This window comes from Streptomyces sp. NPDC049585, assembly GCF_040675615.1.
GTDB classification, from domain to species: domain Bacteria; phylum Actinomycetota; class Actinomycetes; order Streptomycetales; family Streptomycetaceae; genus Streptomyces; species Streptomyces luteosporeus.
Genome location: NZ_JBFAPE010000006.1, coordinates 111,158 through 126,474, shown reverse-complemented (window position 1 = coordinate 126,474; position 15,317 = coordinate 111,158). Strand labels below are relative to the sequence as shown.

Genomic DNA, 15,317 nt, shown 5'->3' with positions numbered 1-15,317 from the left:
ACCACTCCAGAACTACTACTCTGGAGCTTCGGGGCTTCCCGAAACCGGGGGCGGAGCCCGGTCCGGGGGTGCTGGGGGGCGCAGCCCCGCTAGGAGACGGGGAGAGGGTGGGGTGGGGGAACCGCCCGCCGCAGGCGCACCCGTCTCACCCCGCCGCGAACGCGGCTCGGGCCGCTCGGCGCCAGCGGTTCGCGGGGAGGGTGGGTCGCAGGGCCGCCAGTGCCGCGCAGTACTTCGTGAAGACCGCCGGCCGCACCCCGTGCGCATGCAGCAACAGGTCCGCCTCCGTCAAGTGCCCCGCACTCTTCGTCTCGACGAGCACCAGTCCGCTGTCGCACCGCACCACGCGCCCGCCCCGCAGGTCCGTGCACACGAGCCCCGCGTCGCAGGTGATGCGTTCGCCGTCCGCCACGAGTGTCGTGCGCACGTAGTCGGTGCTGACCGACGGGCTGAGGGTCGTCGGGGCGGGGAAGCCGTAGGCCCGGGCGAGGGTGGCATCGAGGAAGGCGCGGTGGGGTGCGTCCAGGGGGTGGTCGCCGGTGCCCATGGCCCGCCGGTGTTTGACCGTGTCGCCGCGTCGGCCCTTGAGCTTGAGTTCGAACTGCCGCTCGCCGGAGTCCTCGTACACGCGTTCGCGGATCTTGAAGCGGAGCCGGCGGCCCTGGCGGTGGTCGTGGAAGCTGCGCAGCCCGGGGGTGTCGTAGTAGACGGAGTGGTAGCGGAAGGCGCGGACGCCGTCGATGGTCAGGGCCCGGAAGGGGCCGCCGGTGCGCCGGGGGTCGGTGAGGCGGGCGGCCAGGTGGCAGAACGTTTCGGCGGGCACCAGGTAGCTGCGGTCGAAGCGCGTCAGCAGTTCGGCCCGCTCGTTGACCTCCGTCAGGGTTATGGGTGCCGCGGCGGCCGCGGCCGTGCCGATGGCACCCACGGCCGCGGTGACGGCTGCGGGCGCGGGCGCGGTCACGCCGCCTCCCAGGCCGGGGCGGACTGCGGGGTCACCTGCCGCGGGGTGGTGGGAGTGCCCGGTTCGTGGGCGCGGTAGCGGACGTCGACGACCATGAGGTCGCGGACGTAGTCGACCTCCATGACCGTCCAGTCCAGCGGTTCGCCGAGCCGCCGGGCGAGGTCGGCGCGCAGGGCGGCGGGGTCGCCGTGGACGGCGTCGAGGGTGACGAGGGTGCGGCAGGAGCGGGCGTACAGCCGGGGGTGGTCGGCGCCGTAGACGACCAGCAGCAGGACGGCGGCCATGGCGGCGGCGATGCCCAGGGCGAGGTGCGGCAGGCCGCACACCAGGCCGAGGACGAGGGTGGTGAAGTAGTACGCCACTTCTTCGTGCTGCACGGCGTCCGAGCGCAGCCGGATGATGGACAGCACGCCGAAGAGTCCGAAGCCCAGCGCCAGGCCGCCGTTGCCGCTGAGCTCGCCGAGGGCCGCCACGACGGTGAACAGTGCGACGTTCAGGGCGAGGTAGGCGGGTACGAGGTCGCGGCGGCGGTGTCGCGGGTAGTAGATGGCGAAGGTCAGCAGGCATACGGCGACCAGGTCGAGTCCCAAGTGGGCGGCCAGGTGGCGCATGGATTCCATTGCTCCCTCTCTCTGCGCGCTCGGACGATCACAGACGTTGGGGAAACTCTGAGTGAAGCGGTGGACTCACTCGGGTGAACAATGCGAATCCTTGACGGAATCGGCCCCGGACTGACCGGAACCGGAAGCATCTCTTACGCAAATCACCTCGTTGCGCGGGCGGCATCACTCGTGCAGCCGCACACGGCGGCGGACGGGGCGTCAGATGCCGGCCCGCTCCAGGATGCGGGCCGCCACGGCCGGGGAGTCGACGAGCGGGTGCAGCGCCAGGGCGCGCAGGGCGGCGTCGTGGTCCTCGTGCACGGCAGCATCGATCGTGGCCCGTTCGACGGCCTTCAGCTGCAGCATCAGGCCCAGCTGGTCCTCGCGCAGGGGGGCGCTCGGCAGGGGCTGCGCGCCCTTTGCGCTGACATCGCACACCGTTTCGATGATGGCGTGCGGGGCGAGGGCGGGTACGGTCGAGCCGTTGGGGACGTTGAGGATCAGGCGGGTGCTCTCGTCGCCGGCGATGGCCCGCATCAGGGCGAGGGCCACCTGGTCGTAGCCGCCGCCGTCCAGGTCGCACGAATCGCGCTGCCAGCCGCCGGAGGCCGCCCTGCTCTCGGCCATGTACGTCTCCTCGCGCTGCAGCCGGGCGTGCTGCCACAGCTCGTGCGCGCGGTGCGGCTCGGCGGTGGCCCGCTCGAAGAAGTCGCCCTGCTGCCGGTCGAGGAACTCGCCCCGGGTCTGCGGGGCCTCCCGCAGGGAGGCGAAGGTCTCGCGGCGGAAGTAGTAGTAGTGCAGGTATTCGTTGGGCAGCGCGCCCAGCGCCCGCAGCCAGCGCGCCCCGAAGAGCTTGCCCTCCTCGAACGTGGCGAGCGCCGCCTCGTCGGCCAGCAGCCCCGGCAGCAGGTCCACGCCCCCGACCCGCAGGGACCGCAGCCAGCCCAGGTGGTTCAGGCCGAGGTAGTCGAACTCCGCACCGGCCTGTTCGACCCCCAGCGCCCGGGCCGCCCGGCGTACCAGTCCCACGGGTGAATCGCAGATGCCGATGACGCGCTCACCCAGCACGGCGGACATCGCCTCGGTCACCATGCCGGCCGGGTTGGTGAAGTTGATGACCCAGGCGTCGGGCGCGACGGCGGCGACGCGCTCGGCGATGTCCATGGCCACCAGCACGGTCCGCAGCCCGTACAGCACCCCGCCCGCGCCGACGGTCTCCTGGCCCAACACGCCCTCGGCCAGCGGGATCCGCTCGTCGAGCACGCGCCCGGAGGTACCGCCCACCCGGATCGCGGAGAAAACGAAGTCCGCCCCGTGCAGGGCCTCGTCCAGGCCGGCGGCCAGCCGTACCGCGGGGGCGCCGGCAACGCCCGCGGCCTGGGCGCCCAGCACGGAGGCGATCACGGCCATGCGGGCGGAGTCGGTGTCGTACAGCACCAGTTCGGTGCAGCGGCCGGGCGCGTCCCGCCGGGCGTCGTCCAGCAGCGCGCGGTGCACCAGAGGCACTCTGAACCCGCCACCGCCGAGAATGGTCAGCCTCATGGGACGGAACGTACCTCAGCATCGGGCACACTGTGCGGAACCGCATTCGTGCATCCCGAGAGGAGTGGCGAGCGAACATGACGGTGCGCGGGCCCCATGAATGTCGTCCGGAGCGGCCTGCGGCCCCCGTCCTCGACCCGCTCGCCGCGGTCCGCGCCCCGGACGACCCGGCCACCGACGTCTACCTCACCGGCACCGTCTTCCTCGACATCATCTTCACCGGTCTGGACTCCGCCCCCGTGCGCGGCACCGAGTCCTGGGCCCGCGGCATGGGCTCCAGCCCCGGCGGCATCGCCAACATGGCCACCGCCCTGTCCCGGCTGGGTCTGCGCACCTCGCTCGCGGCCGCCTTCGGCGACGACATGTACGGCGAGTACTGCTGGGAGGCGCTCTCGCGCGGCGAGGGCATCGACCTGGGCCTGTCGCGCACGGTCCTCGGCTGGCACTCCCCGGTCACCGTCTCCATGGCCTACGAGGGCGAGCGCACGATGGTCTCCCACGGCCACGAGGCGCCGCCCGAGGAGCCCCCCGGCTGTCCGCCGCCCGCCCGCGCCTGCGTGGCCCTGCTGGAGCCGGGGCGGCCGCAGGAGTGGATCGCCCGGGCCGCCCGCGCCGGCAGCCGGGTCTTCGCCGACGTCGGCTGGGACGAGTCCGGCCGCTGGGACCCGGCCGACCTGGACGGCCTGGAGCACTGCGAGGCGTTCCTGCCCAACGCCGAGGAGGCCATGCGCTACACCCGCACCGACTGCCCGCGCGCCGCCGCCCGGGCGCTGGCGGAGAAGGTGCCGCTGGCCGTGGTGACCATGGGGGAGCGGGGCGCGTACGCCGTGGACGGGCGCACCGGCGAGAGTGCCGAGGTCCCGGCCATCGTCGTGGAGGCCCTGGACCCCACCGGCGCCGGCGACGTCTTCGTGGCCGGCTTCGTCACCGGCACCCTCGCCGGGTGGCCGCTGGCCGACCGGCTGGCCTTCGCGGGGCTGACCGCGGCCCTGTCCGTACAGGAGTTCGGCGGCTCGCTCTCCGCGCCCGGCTGGGTGGAGGTCGCCGCCTGGTGGCAGCACGTGCGCTCCTTCGACGACCAGTCCGCGGCCACCCTGCGCCGCTACGCCTTCCTCGACGACCTGCTGCCCGCGGCCCCCCGCCCCTGGCCGCTGCGCCGGGCCGTGCCCACGCTGGGCTTCCGGCACAGGTAAAAGCCCTTCGGCGCGCCGGCCGGGCCGTCGTACCCTTGAATTCCAGGGTTCTTCGGATACAGGAATGCAGGAAAGAGAGGGATGAGCAGGCCTAGAGCCGGCCCATGACTCAGACACCCACACGACCGCAGGCGAGCACGAGCATCACCGTCCCGGCCAAGCACCCCATGGTCACGGTCCTGGGCTCCGGGGACTCGCTCCTGCGCGTGATCGAGAAGGCGTTCCCGTCGACGGACATCCACGTCCGGGGGAACGAGATCAGCGCTACCGGGGACGAGCGGGAAGTCGCCCTCGTGCAGCGCCTCTTCGCAGAGATGATGCTGGTGCTCCGCACGGGCGCACCGCTGACGGAGGACGCGGTGGAACGCTCGATCGCCATGCTGCGCGAGGAGAACGCGGGGGCCGCGGTCGAGGCCCCGTCCGACGTCCTCACCCAGAACATCCTCTCCAACCGCGGCCGCACCATCCGCCCCAAGACGCTCAATCAGAAGCGCTACGTCGACGCGATCGACAAGCACACCGTCGTCTTCGGCATCGGCCCCGCCGGCACCGGCAAGACCTACCTGGCCATGGCCAAGGCCGTGCAGGCCCTGCAGTCCAAGCAGGTCAACCGGATCATCCTCACCCGCCCCGCCGTCGAGGCCGGCGAGCGGCTCGGCTTCCTGCCGGGCACGCTCTACGAGAAGATCGACCCCTACCTGCGCCCGCTGTACGACGCGCTGCACGACATGCTCGACCCCGACTCCATCCCGCGCCTGATGGCCGCCGGGACGATCGAGGTCGCGCCGCTGGCGTACATGCGTGGCCGGACGCTCAACGACGCGTTCATCATCCTCGACGAGGCGCAGAACACGAACCCCGAGCAGATGAAGATGTTCCTCACCCGGCTCGGCTTCGACTCCAAGATCGTCATCACCGGTGACATCACCCAGGTCGACCTGCCCGGCGGCACCAAGAGCGGTCTGCGCCAGGTGCGCGAGATCCTCGACGGGGTGCCCGACGTGCACTTCTCCATGCTCACCAGCCAGGACGTCGTCCGGCACAAGCTCGTCGGCCGTATTGTCGACGCGTACGAGAAGTACGACAGCCGCAACGGAAAGTAAACCGCGAAACCCATGGCCATCGACGTCAACAACGAATCCGGCACGGAGGTCGACGAGCAGGCGATCCTCGACGTCGCCCGCTACGCCCTCAACCGGATGCGCATCCACCCGCTCTCCGAGCTCTCGGTCATCGTCGTCGACGCCGAGGCCATGGAACAGCTGCACATCCAGTGGATGGACCTGCCCGGCCCCACGGACGTGATGTCCTTCCCGATGGACGAGCTGCGCCCGCCGGCCAAGGACGACGACGAGCCGCCGCAGGGCCTCCTCGGCGACATCGTCCTGTGCCCGGAGGTTGCCAGGAAGCAGGGCGAGGAGGCGCCGACCGGGCACTCCATGGACGAGGAGCTGCAGCTGCTGACCGTCCACGGCGTGCTGCACCTCCTCGGCTACGACCACGAGGAGCCCGACGAGAAGGCCGAGATGTTCGGCCTCCAGGCGGCGATCATCGACGGCTGGCGCGCCGAGCACGGCCTGACGGGACCCTCCCCGGCGCCCACGTTCACGTGACCGGCCGCCTGATCGCCGCGGCGGTCCTGCTGCTGGTCGTCGCCTGGCTCGCCGCCTGCGCCGAGGCCGGCCTCGCCCGGACCACCCGGTTCCGGGCCGAGGAGGCCCTCCGGCTCGGGCGGCGCGGCAGCGCCCGGCTCATGGCCGTCGCCGCCGACCCCACCCGCTACCTCAACGTCGCCCTGCTGGTGCGCGTCGCCTGCGAGATGGCGGCGGGCGTCTTCGTCACCTACGTCTGCCTGGAGTCCTTCGACGCCACCTGGCAGGCGCTGACCGTCGCCATCGCCGTCATGGTGCTGGTCTCCTACGTCGCAGTCGGCGTCTCCCCGCGCACCATCGGCCGCCAGCACCCCCTCGGCACCGCCACGGCCGCCGCGTACGTGCTGCTGCCGCTGGCCCGCGTCATGGGCCCGGTGCCCAGGCTGCTGATCCTCCTGGGCAACGCACTCACCCCCGGCAAGGGCTTCCGCATGGGCCCCTTCGCCTCCGAGGCCGAGCTGCGGGCCATGGTCGACCTCGCCGAGAAGGAGTCCCTCATCGAGGACGAGGAGCGCCGCATGGTGCACTCCGTCTTCGAGCTCGGCGACACCCTCGTGCGCGAGGTCATGGTGCCGCGCACCGACCTGGTGGTCATCGAGCGCGGCAAGACCATCCGGCAGGCCCTGACCCTCGCCCTGCGCTCCGGCTTCTCCCGGATACCGGTCACCGGCGAGAACGAGGACGACGTCGTCGGCATCGTCTACCTCAAGGACCTCGTCCGCAGGACGCACATCAACCGCGAGGCCGAGAGCGAGCTGGTCTCCACCGCCATGCGGCCGGCCGTCTTCGTCCCCGACACCAAGAACGCCGGCGACCTGCTGCGCGAGATGCAGCAGCAGCGCACCCACTGCGCCGTCGTCATCGACGAGTACGGCGGCACGGCCGGCATCGTCACCATCGAGGACATCCTCGAGGAGATCGTCGGCGAGATCACCGACGAGTACGACCGCGAGCTGCCGCCCGTCGAGGAGCTCGGCAAGGGCCGCTACCGCGTCACCGCCCGCCTCGACCTGGGCGACCTCGGCGAGCTCTACGGCCTGGAACACCTGGACGACGAGGACGTCGAGACCGTCGGCGGCCTGCTGGCCAAGTCCCTGGGCCGGGTGCCCATCGCCGGCGCCACGGCCGAGGTGCCCATCGGCGAGCGGGGCATCGACCCCGCCCTGCAGGCCCTGCGCCTGACCGCCGAGGCCCCGGCGGGCCGGCGCAACCGCATCGTCACGGTGCTGGTCGAGCCGGTGCGTCAGCCGGCCGGCGACGCCTGACCCCTCCCGGGGTCCGACCGGGCGAACCTTGCGGGGCCGGGGCATCCCCCCGGCCCCGCGAGGGAAGGCGGTGAGCGTGGCAATCGTCCGGAGCGTCGCCCGCCCCCTGCTCGCGTCCGTCTTCGTCACCAGCGGCCTGCAGACCGTCCGCCACCCCGAGGCCCTCGCGGCCCTCGCGGCGCCGGTGGCGCTGCCCCTCGCCCGACGGGTGCCGGGGCTGCCGCGCGACGCCCGGGCGCTGGTACGGCTGAACGGCGCCGTCCACCTGGGCGCCGGCGCGGCACTGGCCTGCGGCGTCCTGCCACGTGTGTCGGCCCTGGTGCTCGCCGCCAGCCTGGTGCCGACGACGCTGGCCGGTCACGCCTTCTGGAAGGAGACGGACCCGGGCCGGCGGATGCAGCACCGGGCGGCGTTCTACGGCAACGTCTCGGTCCTGGGCGGCCTCCTGCTCGCGGCCGTGGACCGCCGGCACCGCCGCAGGAGGTGAAGGCACCGCGCCTTATCGTGGGGGCCGTACCGCCACGCAGGGCCGCCTCCGGCGGGGGAAGAGGGGGAGAGTTGACGGCCGTACGCCGACGCCACGAGTTGCGCGAGTTCCTGATGAGCCGTCGGGCCCGGGTGTCCCCGGCCGACGTGGGCCTGCCCGACGGCGGGGGTCGGCGCCGCACGCCGGGGCTGCGCCGGGAGGAGGTCGCGGTCCTCGCCGGGGTCGGCGCCTCCTGGTACCAGTGGCTGGAGCAGGGCCGCGACATCACCGTCTCGCCCCAGGTGCTCGACGCCGTCGCCCGGGTGCTGCGCCTGGACCACCCCGAGCGCCGCCACCTGTACGTCCTGGCCGGGCTCAACCCGCCGCTGCCCGAGCCCGCACCCGCCGACGACCCCGAGTACCTGTGCGACGGGCTGCGCCGGCTGATCGACGCCTGGCTGCCCTCGCCGGCGCACATCATGGACCCGTACTGGAACCTGGTGGCCTACAACGAGTCCGCCACCCTCGTCCTGGGCTTCCGCGAGCAGACCCGGCAGAACTGCCTCATCGACTTCTTCACCGACCCCGTCTACCGCGCCCGCGCCGGCAACTGGGAGGCCAACGCGGGCAGGGTCGTCGCCCAGTACCGGGCGGCCTGCTCCGAGCGGCCCGGGGACGAGGGCTTCGAGGCGGTGGTGGCCGAGGTGTCCGAGGCCAGCGAGGAGTTCCGGCAGCTGTGGGCACGTGGCGACGTGCAGCCCGGGGGACTGCTGATCAAGGAGGTCCACCACCCGGTGACCGGCACCCTGTACCTGGAGAGCGCCCAGCTGCGCGTCCCGGCCCGCCCCGACCTGACCATCGTCCTGCACAACCCCGTGCCCGACACCGGCACCGCCGAGAAGGTGGCCCGGCTGTGCACGCCGGAGGGCCGGCGCGAGGCCATGTACGCCCTGACCGACGCGGCCACCGGCTGATCGGCGCCGGGCGCCCCGCGCCTATGCTCCAGGCATGACGGAGACCCTGCACCCCGAAGACCGCAAGCTGATCACGCTCGCCCGGGCCACCCGGGCCCGCAACGCCGTCGCGGAGGGCGCGGCCGTACGCGACGAGACGGGCCGTACGTACGTCGCCGGCACCGTCGATCTGCCGTCCCTGCGGCTGAGCGCCCTGCAGACGGCCGTGGCCATGGCCGTGGCCAGTGGGGCGAAGTCCCTGGAGGCCGCGGCGGTGGTCTCCGAGGCCGAGGCCGTCACCGACACCGACCGGGCCGCCGTGGGCGACCTGGGCGGGCCCCGGACGCCCGTCCTGCTGGCCGGGCCCGACGGCACCCCCGGGCCCGTGGTCAGCGCGGGCTAGCCCGGCCCGCGGGCGGCTCTGGTCGGAGGGGAGCGGGGAATCGGGGAGAATGTGAGGCATGGACAACGCCGCCTCCCCCTCCCAGGCCCCCCACCGCGCGGGCTTCGCGTGCTTCGTCGGCCGCCCCAACGCGGGCAAGTCGACCCTGACCAACGCACTGGTGGGGACGAAGGTCGCGATCACCTCCAACCGTCCGCAGACCACCCGGCACACCGTGCGCGGCATCGTGCACCGCCCGGACGCCCAGCTGGTCCTGGTGGACACCCCCGGCCTGCACAAGCCGCGCACCCTGCTGGGCGAGCGGCTCAACGACGTCGTACGGACCACCTGGGCCGAGGTCGACGTGATCGGCTTCTGCCTGCCGGCCGACCAGAAGATCGGCCCCGGCGACCGCTTCATCGCGGGCGAGCTGGCGGGCATCAAGAAGACCCCCAAGATCGCCATCGTCACCAAGACCGACCTGGTCGACTCCAAGACCCTCGCCGAGCAGCTGATCGCCATCCAGCAGCTGGGCGAGGAGCTGGGCATCCAGTGGGCGCAGATCGTCCCGGTCTCGGCCGTGGGCGACAAGCAGGTCGCCCTGCTGGCGGACCTGATCGCGCCGATGCTGCCGGAGAGCCCGCCGCTGTACCCCGAGGGCGACCTCACCGACGAGCCCGAGCAGGTCATGGTCGCCGAGCTGATCCGCGAGGCGGCCCTCGAAGGCGTCCGCGACGAGCTGCCGCACTCCATCGCCGTCGTGGTCGAGGAGATGATCCCCCGCGAGGACCGCCCCAAGGACAAGCCGCTGCTGGACATCCACGCCAACGTCTACATCGAGCGCCCCAGCCAGAAGGGCATCATCATCGGCCCCAAGGGCGCACGCCTGAAGGAGGTCGGCATGAAGTCCCGCAAGCACATCGAGGCGCTGCTGGGCACGCCGGTCTTCCTGGACCTGCACGTGAAGGTCGCCAAGGACTGGCAGCGCGACCCCAAGCAGCTGCGGAAGCTGGGCTTCTAGGCGCCGCGCCCCGTCAGGGGCGCTAAGCCCCTTCCTTGAGCACTGTGCGGATCAGCTCCCGCTGTTCCGACGTGAGGTGGGGGTCCGCGAGGTGGACCGAACGGCCGTTCACCTTGATCTCGTAGCGGAAGCCGTCCGGTACGCCCCGGGCGGGCGCCTCGCGCCCCGGCGCGAGGGCGCGGTGCGCGAGGGCCTCCAGGTGCGTCGCGTCGGGCCGGCCGCAGGTGTCCAGCTCGGCCCGGCGCTCGATGCCGGCATAGCCGCCGGTGCGGGTGATGGCGATACGCATGCTTGACGCCTACCCCGTCCGCGGCGGTCCAGGCCGGTCCTACGTGGTGGGGACCCCCACCTGGCTCCAGGCCTTGAGCACGGCCTGGACGGCGTCCCCCTCGCCGTACAGCGTCCTCGCCGAGGCCACCGTCAGCCGGGCGAACGCGGCGAAGTCCGCGTCGGAGGCCAGCTCGCCGCCGGTCAGCGTCTGGTACCAGATGCGGCCGGCGCGCTCCCACGCATTGCCGCCGAGGGCGGTGGCCAGCAGGTAGAAGGCGTGGTTCGGGATGCCCGAGTTGATGTGGACGCCGCCGTTGTCCCGGCTGGTGCGGACGTAGTGCTCCATGGTGGCCGGCTGCGGGTCCGTGCCGAGGACGTCGTCCTGGTACGCGGTGCCCGGCGCCTTCATCGAGCGCAGCGCGGCGCCCTTGTCCACGCCCGGGCCGAGCAGCCCGGCGCCGATGAGCCAGTCGGCCTGCTCGGTGCTCTGGCCGAGGGCGTACTGCTTGATCAGCGAGCCGAAGACGTCGGAGACCGACTCGTTGAGCGCGCCCGACTGGCCGTAGTACTCCAGGTTGGCCGTGTGCTGCGTGACGCCGTGGGTCAGCTCGTGGCCGATGACGTCCACGGGGATGGTGAAGTCGAGGAAGAGGTCGCCGTCGCCGTCGCCGAAGACCATCTGCTCGCCGTCCCAGAAGGCGTTGTCGTAGCCCTGCCCGTAGTGGACGCTGGCGTTCAGCGGCATTCCGGCACCGTCGATGGAGTGCCGGCCGTACACCTTGAAGTACAGGTCGAAGGTGGCCCCGAGCCCCGCGTGGGCGCGGTTGACGGTGGCGTCCTTGGCCGGGCCGTCGCTCTCGGAGTGCACCTTGGCGCCCGGCAGGGTGGTGCCGTGGCGGGTGTCGTAGATGGTCCGCTGCGGGTGGTCGGACGCGGCCCCCGCCGCCGCGCCCGACGCGGTGCGGGCTGCTGCCGTGACCTGGCGCCGGATGCGCAGCGCGCCGTCGTGCTCCAGGGTGCGCCGGGCGGGCTCGTGGTGGCGGGGGTCCTCGGACTCGGCGAGCCGGTCGAGCACGTGCGGCGGGACGATGCCGCAGAAGACCCCGTGTTTCTGGTTCCGGGTAGTCATGGGCCGAATCTGGCACCGGCTCCCCGCCTTGTCAGCGGCCGGTGCACGGATTGACACAAACGAGTGGCCGGGTTCCGGCCCCGTACCGCCCGCGCCGGGCGCTCGTCCCGCATGGTGGAACGCCCCTGCCCGGCCACCGGCGTCTCGGCTAGTGTGCTGTGCACCATGCGTGACGTGCTGCTTCTTCTTAGCTGCCGCGGCGAGGGTCCGTAGCGAAGGCCGACCCCCTCCCCGCGGAGTCCGGTGCTGCCCGTGCCTCGTCGCCAGCAGCCCCGTCGGCCGTCCGCGTGACTTCCGAGGAGCCTTCCGCAGATGCCCCAGAACGCCGATTCCGTCGGCCGCCCCACGCCCGTCACCGCCGCCACCGTCACCCAGCGGCCCTCCGGGATGCCGGTGCACAAGTACCGCCCGTACGACGCCGTCGACCTGCCCGACCGCACCTGGCCCGACCGGCGCATCACCGCGGCGCCCCGCTGGCTGTCGACCGACCTGCGCGACGGCAACCAGGCGCTGATCGACCCCATGTCGCCCGCCCGCAAGCGGGAGATGTTCGACCTGCTGGTGCGCATGGGCTACAAGGAGATCGAGGTCGGCTTCCCCTCCTCCGGGGCGACGGACTTCGAGTTCGTCCGCTCGATCATCGAGGAGGGCGCGATTCCCGAGGACGTGACGATCTCCGTCCTCACCCAGGCCCGCGAGGAGCTGATCGAGCGGACGGTGGAGTCGCTGCGCGGCGCCCACCGCGCCACCGTGCACCTGTACAACGCCACCGCACCGGTCTTCCGCCGCGTGGTCTTCCGCGGCTCGCGCGAGCAGGTCAAGCAGATTGCCGTCGACGGCACGCGGCTGGTCATGGAGTACGCGGAGAAGATCCTCGGCGACGGGACGGTCTTCGGCTACCAGTACAGCCCGGAGATCTTCACCGACACCGAGCTGGACTTCGCGCTGGAGGTCTGCGAGGGCGTCATGGACGTCTGGCAGCCCGAGTCCGGCCGCGAGATCATCCTGAACCTGCCGGCCACCGTCGAGCGCTCCACGCCCTCCACGCACGCCGACCGCTTCGAGTGGATGTCGCGCAACCTCTCGCGGCGCGAGTTCGTCTGCCTGTCCGCCCACCCGCACAACGACCGCGGCACCGCCGTCGCCGCCGCCGAGCTGGCGGTCATGGCCGGCGCCGACCGCGTCGAGGGCTGCCTGTTCGGCCAGGGTGAGCGCACCGGCAACGTCGACCTGGTCACCCTCGGCATGAACCTGTTCTCCCAGGGCGTCGACCCGCAGATCGACTTCTCGCAGATCGACGAGATCCGCCGCACCGCCGAGTACTGCAACCAGATGGAGGTCCACCCGCGCCACCCGTACGCGGGCGACCTGGTCTACACCGCCTTCTCCGGCTCCCACCAGGACGCCATCAAGAAGGGCTTCGAGGCGATGGAGGCCGACGCGGCCGCCGCCGGAGCAACCGTCGACGCCATCGAGTGGGCCGTGCCGTACCTGCCCATCGACCCCAAGGACGTCGGCCGTTCGTACGAGGCCGTCATCCGCGTCAACTCGCAGTCCGGCAAGGGCGGCATCGCCTACGTCCTGAAGAACGACCACAAGCTGGACCTGCCGCGACGGATGCAGATCGAGTTCTCGAAGATCATCCAGAACAAGACCGACGCCGAGGGCGGCGAGGTCACCCCGCAGGAGATCTGGGCGGTCTTCCAGGACGAGTACCTGCCGACCGCCGACAACCCCTGGGGCCGCATCGCCCTGCGCGGCACCCACACCTCCACCACCAGCGAGGGCCGCGACGCGCTGACCGTCGAGGCCGTCGTCGACGGTACGGCGACGACCCTGACCGGCACCGGCAACGGCCCGATCTCCGCCTTCTTCGACGCGCTCGCCGCCGTCGGCGTCGACGCCCGGCTGCTGGACTACACCGAGCACACCATGAGCGAGGGTGCCAGCGCCCAGGCCGCCTCGTACATCGAGTGCGTGATCGACGGCCGGGTGCTGTGGGGCATCGGCATCGACCCCAACACCACCCGCGCCTCGATCAAGGCCGTCGTCTCGGCGGTCAACCGCGCGTACCGCGGTTGACCACATCCGGTGGGCCCGGCGGCCGCCGCACCCCTGCGGCGGCCGCGGACGGACGGCCGAGGTACTGACGCCGCATCAACGATGTGGCTAACATCACGTCAACGCGGCGACGAGGCCGTGGCGTTATGGAGGTGCGCCGTGATGCACGCGCAAGGCCGACACAGCCCGGACCGGTGTGTGGTGGGCGTACGCACCGTATGGCGCACCGTGGGAGACGGCGAGTTCTTCTGCCCCGGTTGCGGCGGCGACCGCAACTACCACCGCCGCACCGGCCGGCGCCGCCTCGTCGTCCTCGGCGTCCCCCTGCTCCCGCGCGGACAGGCCGGGCCCATCGTGGAATGCACCGCCTGCCGCGGCCGCTACGCCATGGACGCCCTCGACCACCCCACCACCACCCGCTTCTCCGCGATGCTGCGCGACGCCGTGCACACCGTCGCCCTGGCCGTCCTGGCCGCCGGCGGCACCCAGGCCCACACCGTGCGGCGCGCCGCCGTGGGGGCGGTACGGGCGGCGGGCTTCGCCGACTGCAGCGAGGAGCAGCTCGTCACCCTCATCGAGGCCCTGGCCGCCGACACGGGCCGCTACGCGGCCCCGCCGACCGGCGGCTTCGACAGCCGCGGCACGGCGCTGGTCATCGAGCTCCACGAGGCCCTGGAACCGCTCGCCCCGCACCTGGCCCCGGCCGGCCGCGAGGCCATCCTCCTCCAGGGCGCCCGCATCGCCCTGGCCGACGGCCCCTACCGCCCCGCCGAACGCGAGGTCCTCGCCACGGTGGGCCGCGCCCTGATGCTGGGCCCCGAAGCCACGGACCGCCTCCTGGCCGCGGCCCGCACACCGTCGTAGGCGCCCGCGGCGGGGGCGGTACGCCCCCTCCGTGGCCGGGGCGCCGTCCCCCGTACGGGACAATGTCCCCATGACTCTGTTCCGCGACGACGGCATCGTGCTGCGCACCCAGCTGTTGTCTCCCGGGGGGCAACCCCCGGACCCCCGGCCGGAGCCCCCCGGGGGCGGGCGATGACCCTCTTCAGGGACGACGGCATCGTGCTGCGCACCCAGAAGCTGGGCGAGGCGGACCGGATCATCACCCTCCTCACGCGCGGCCACGGCCGCGTGCGCGCCGTCGCGCGCGGCGTGCGCCGTACGAAGTCGAAGTTCGGCGCCCGCCTGGAGCCGTTCTCGCACGTCGACGTGCAGTTCTTCGCCCGCGGCGGCGAGCTCGTCGGGCGCAGCCTGCCGCTGTGCACGCAGAGTGAGACCATCGCCCCGTACGGTGGGGCGATCGTCACCGACTACGCCCGCTACACCGCCGGCACCGCCATGCTGGAGACCGCCGAGCGCTTCACCGACCACGAGGGCGAGCCGGCCGTCCAGCAGTACTTGCTGCTCGTCGGCGGCCTGCGCACCCTCGCCTCCGGCGAGCACGCCCCGCACCTCGTCCTGGACGCCTTCCTGCTGCGCTCCCTGGCCGTCAACGGCTACGCGCCCAGCTTCGGCGCCTGCGCGAAGTGCGGAATGCCCGGTCCGAACCGGTTCTTCTCGGTCGCGGCCGGCGGCGTGGTGTGCGGGGAGTGCCGGGTGCCGGGATGCGTCGTACCCTCCTCGGAGTCGATCGAGCTCCTGGGCGCGCTGCTGACCGGGGACTGGGCGACCGCGGACGCGTGCGAGGCGCGCCACGTCCGCGAGGGCAGCGGCCTGGTGGCCGCGTACCTGCAGTGGCACCTGGAGCGCGGCCTGCGCTCCCTGCGCTACGTCGAACAATAGGCACACAGGGATCAAGGACAGGGACCAAGGAGAAGTGG

At 72.5% G+C, this 15,317-nt stretch carries 16 protein-coding genes; 11 read left to right on the top strand and 5 right to left on the bottom strand.

Features of this window, described 5'->3' with window-relative positions; translation table 11 throughout:
* Nucleotides 1-145 precede the first annotated feature (145 nt).
* The 3 genes from AB0K17_RS09705 to AB0K17_RS09695 all read right to left on the bottom strand — a co-directional run bounded on the left by AB0K17_RS09705 (nucleotide 146) and on the right by AB0K17_RS09695 (nucleotide 3,105).
* Nucleotides 146-961 (bottom strand): polyphosphate polymerase domain-containing protein, encoded by an 816-nt coding sequence (locus tag AB0K17_RS09705; RefSeq protein ID WP_365967065.1) that lies wholly within the window; start codon nucleotides 959-961, stop codon nucleotides 146-148.
* The gene (locus AB0K17_RS09700) at nucleotides 958-1,581 is read right to left on the bottom strand and encodes a DUF4956 domain-containing protein (protein ID WP_365967066.1); all 624 of its coding nucleotides are present in this window, start codon (nucleotides 1,579-1,581) and stop codon (nucleotides 958-960) included. Before AB0K17_RS09700 ends, AB0K17_RS09705 begins: the two co-directional genes overlap by 4 nt.
* A 201-nt stretch (nucleotides 1,582-1,782) precedes the next feature.
* A complete protein-coding gene (locus tag AB0K17_RS09695) occupies nucleotides 1,783-3,105 on the bottom strand; it encodes a 6-phospho-beta-glucosidase (RefSeq protein ID WP_365982676.1) in 1,323 nt (440 codons plus the stop codon).
* Nucleotides 3,106-3,182: 77 nt separating this feature from the next.
* Here AB0K17_RS09695 and AB0K17_RS09690 point away from each other — a divergent pair, with 77 nt between their 5' ends.
* The 8 genes from AB0K17_RS09690 (at nucleotide 3,183) to era (ending at nucleotide 10,037) form a co-directional block, all read left to right on the top strand.
* Nucleotides 3,183-4,298, top strand: coding sequence for a PfkB family carbohydrate kinase (locus AB0K17_RS09690; RefSeq protein WP_365967068.1), 1,116 nt, complete (start codon nucleotides 3,183-3,185; stop codon nucleotides 4,296-4,298).
* Between the two features lie 104 nt (nucleotides 4,299-4,402).
* Nucleotides 4,403-5,401 (top strand): PhoH family protein, encoded by a 999-nt coding sequence (locus tag AB0K17_RS09685; protein ID WP_365967069.1) that lies wholly within the window; start codon nucleotides 4,403-4,405, stop codon nucleotides 5,399-5,401.
* 12 nt (nucleotides 5,402-5,413) lie between these two features.
* Nucleotides 5,414-5,911 carry an rRNA maturation RNase YbeY gene (gene ybeY, locus AB0K17_RS09680; RefSeq protein ID WP_365967070.1) on the top strand — a complete coding sequence of 166 codons (498 nt, stop codon included), beginning with the start codon at nucleotides 5,414-5,416 and terminating at the stop codon, nucleotides 5,909-5,911.
* A complete protein-coding gene (locus tag AB0K17_RS09675) occupies nucleotides 5,908-7,215 on the top strand; it encodes a hemolysin family protein (protein WP_365967071.1) in 1,308 nt (435 codons plus the stop codon). Before ybeY ends, AB0K17_RS09675 begins: the two co-directional genes overlap by 4 nt.
* A 76-nt stretch (nucleotides 7,216-7,291) precedes the next feature.
* Complete coding sequence (locus AB0K17_RS09670) at nucleotides 7,292-7,702, top strand: DoxX family protein (RefSeq protein WP_365967072.1); 411 nt, start codon at nucleotides 7,292-7,294, stop codon at nucleotides 7,700-7,702.
* A 113-nt stretch (nucleotides 7,703-7,815) separates the two neighbouring features.
* A complete protein-coding gene (locus tag AB0K17_RS09665) occupies nucleotides 7,816-8,655 on the top strand; it encodes a helix-turn-helix transcriptional regulator (protein ID WP_365982769.1) in 840 nt (279 codons plus the stop codon).
* 34 nt (nucleotides 8,656-8,689) lie between these two features.
* Nucleotides 8,690-9,037: a cytidine deaminase gene (locus tag AB0K17_RS09660; RefSeq protein WP_365967073.1), complete on the top strand. Its 348-nt coding sequence runs from the start codon at nucleotides 8,690-8,692 to the stop codon at nucleotides 9,035-9,037.
* Between the two features lie 58 nt (nucleotides 9,038-9,095).
* Complete coding sequence (gene era, locus AB0K17_RS09655) at nucleotides 9,096-10,037, top strand: GTPase Era (protein ID WP_344434913.1); 942 nt, start codon at nucleotides 9,096-9,098, stop codon at nucleotides 10,035-10,037.
* Nucleotides 10,038-10,059: 22 nt separating this feature from the next.
* On the opposite strand, the gene AB0K17_RS09650 is transcribed toward era, so the two are convergent.
* Entirely contained in the window at nucleotides 10,060-10,326 is a 267-nt protein-coding gene (locus AB0K17_RS09650; protein ID WP_365967074.1) for a protealysin inhibitor emfourin, read from the bottom strand.
* A 39-nt stretch (nucleotides 10,327-10,365) separates the two neighbouring features.
* The gene (locus tag AB0K17_RS09645) at nucleotides 10,366-11,436 is read right to left on the bottom strand and encodes a M4 family metallopeptidase (protein WP_365982675.1); all 1,071 of its coding nucleotides are present in this window, start codon (nucleotides 11,434-11,436) and stop codon (nucleotides 10,366-10,368) included.
* Nucleotides 11,437-11,748: 312 nt separating this feature from the next.
* On the opposite strand from AB0K17_RS09645, the gene leuA reads away from it, so the two are divergent.
* The 3 genes from leuA (at nucleotide 11,749) to recO (ending at nucleotide 15,279) form a co-directional block, all read left to right on the top strand.
* Nucleotides 11,749-13,518, top strand: coding sequence for a 2-isopropylmalate synthase (gene leuA, locus AB0K17_RS09640; RefSeq protein ID WP_365967076.1), 1,770 nt, complete (start codon nucleotides 11,749-11,751; stop codon nucleotides 13,516-13,518).
* A gap of 141 nt (nucleotides 13,519-13,659) precedes the next feature.
* On the top strand, nucleotides 13,660-14,361 hold the full coding sequence (locus AB0K17_RS09635; RefSeq protein ID WP_365967077.1) for a TerB family tellurite resistance protein: 702 nt from the start codon (nucleotides 13,660-13,662) through the stop codon (nucleotides 14,359-14,361).
* Nucleotides 14,362-14,532: 171 nt separating this feature from the next.
* Nucleotides 14,533-15,279 (top strand): DNA repair protein RecO, encoded by a 747-nt coding sequence (gene recO / locus AB0K17_RS09630; protein ID WP_365967078.1) that lies wholly within the window; start codon nucleotides 14,533-14,535, stop codon nucleotides 15,277-15,279.
* The last annotated feature ends 38 nt before the right edge of the window (nucleotides 15,280-15,317 follow it).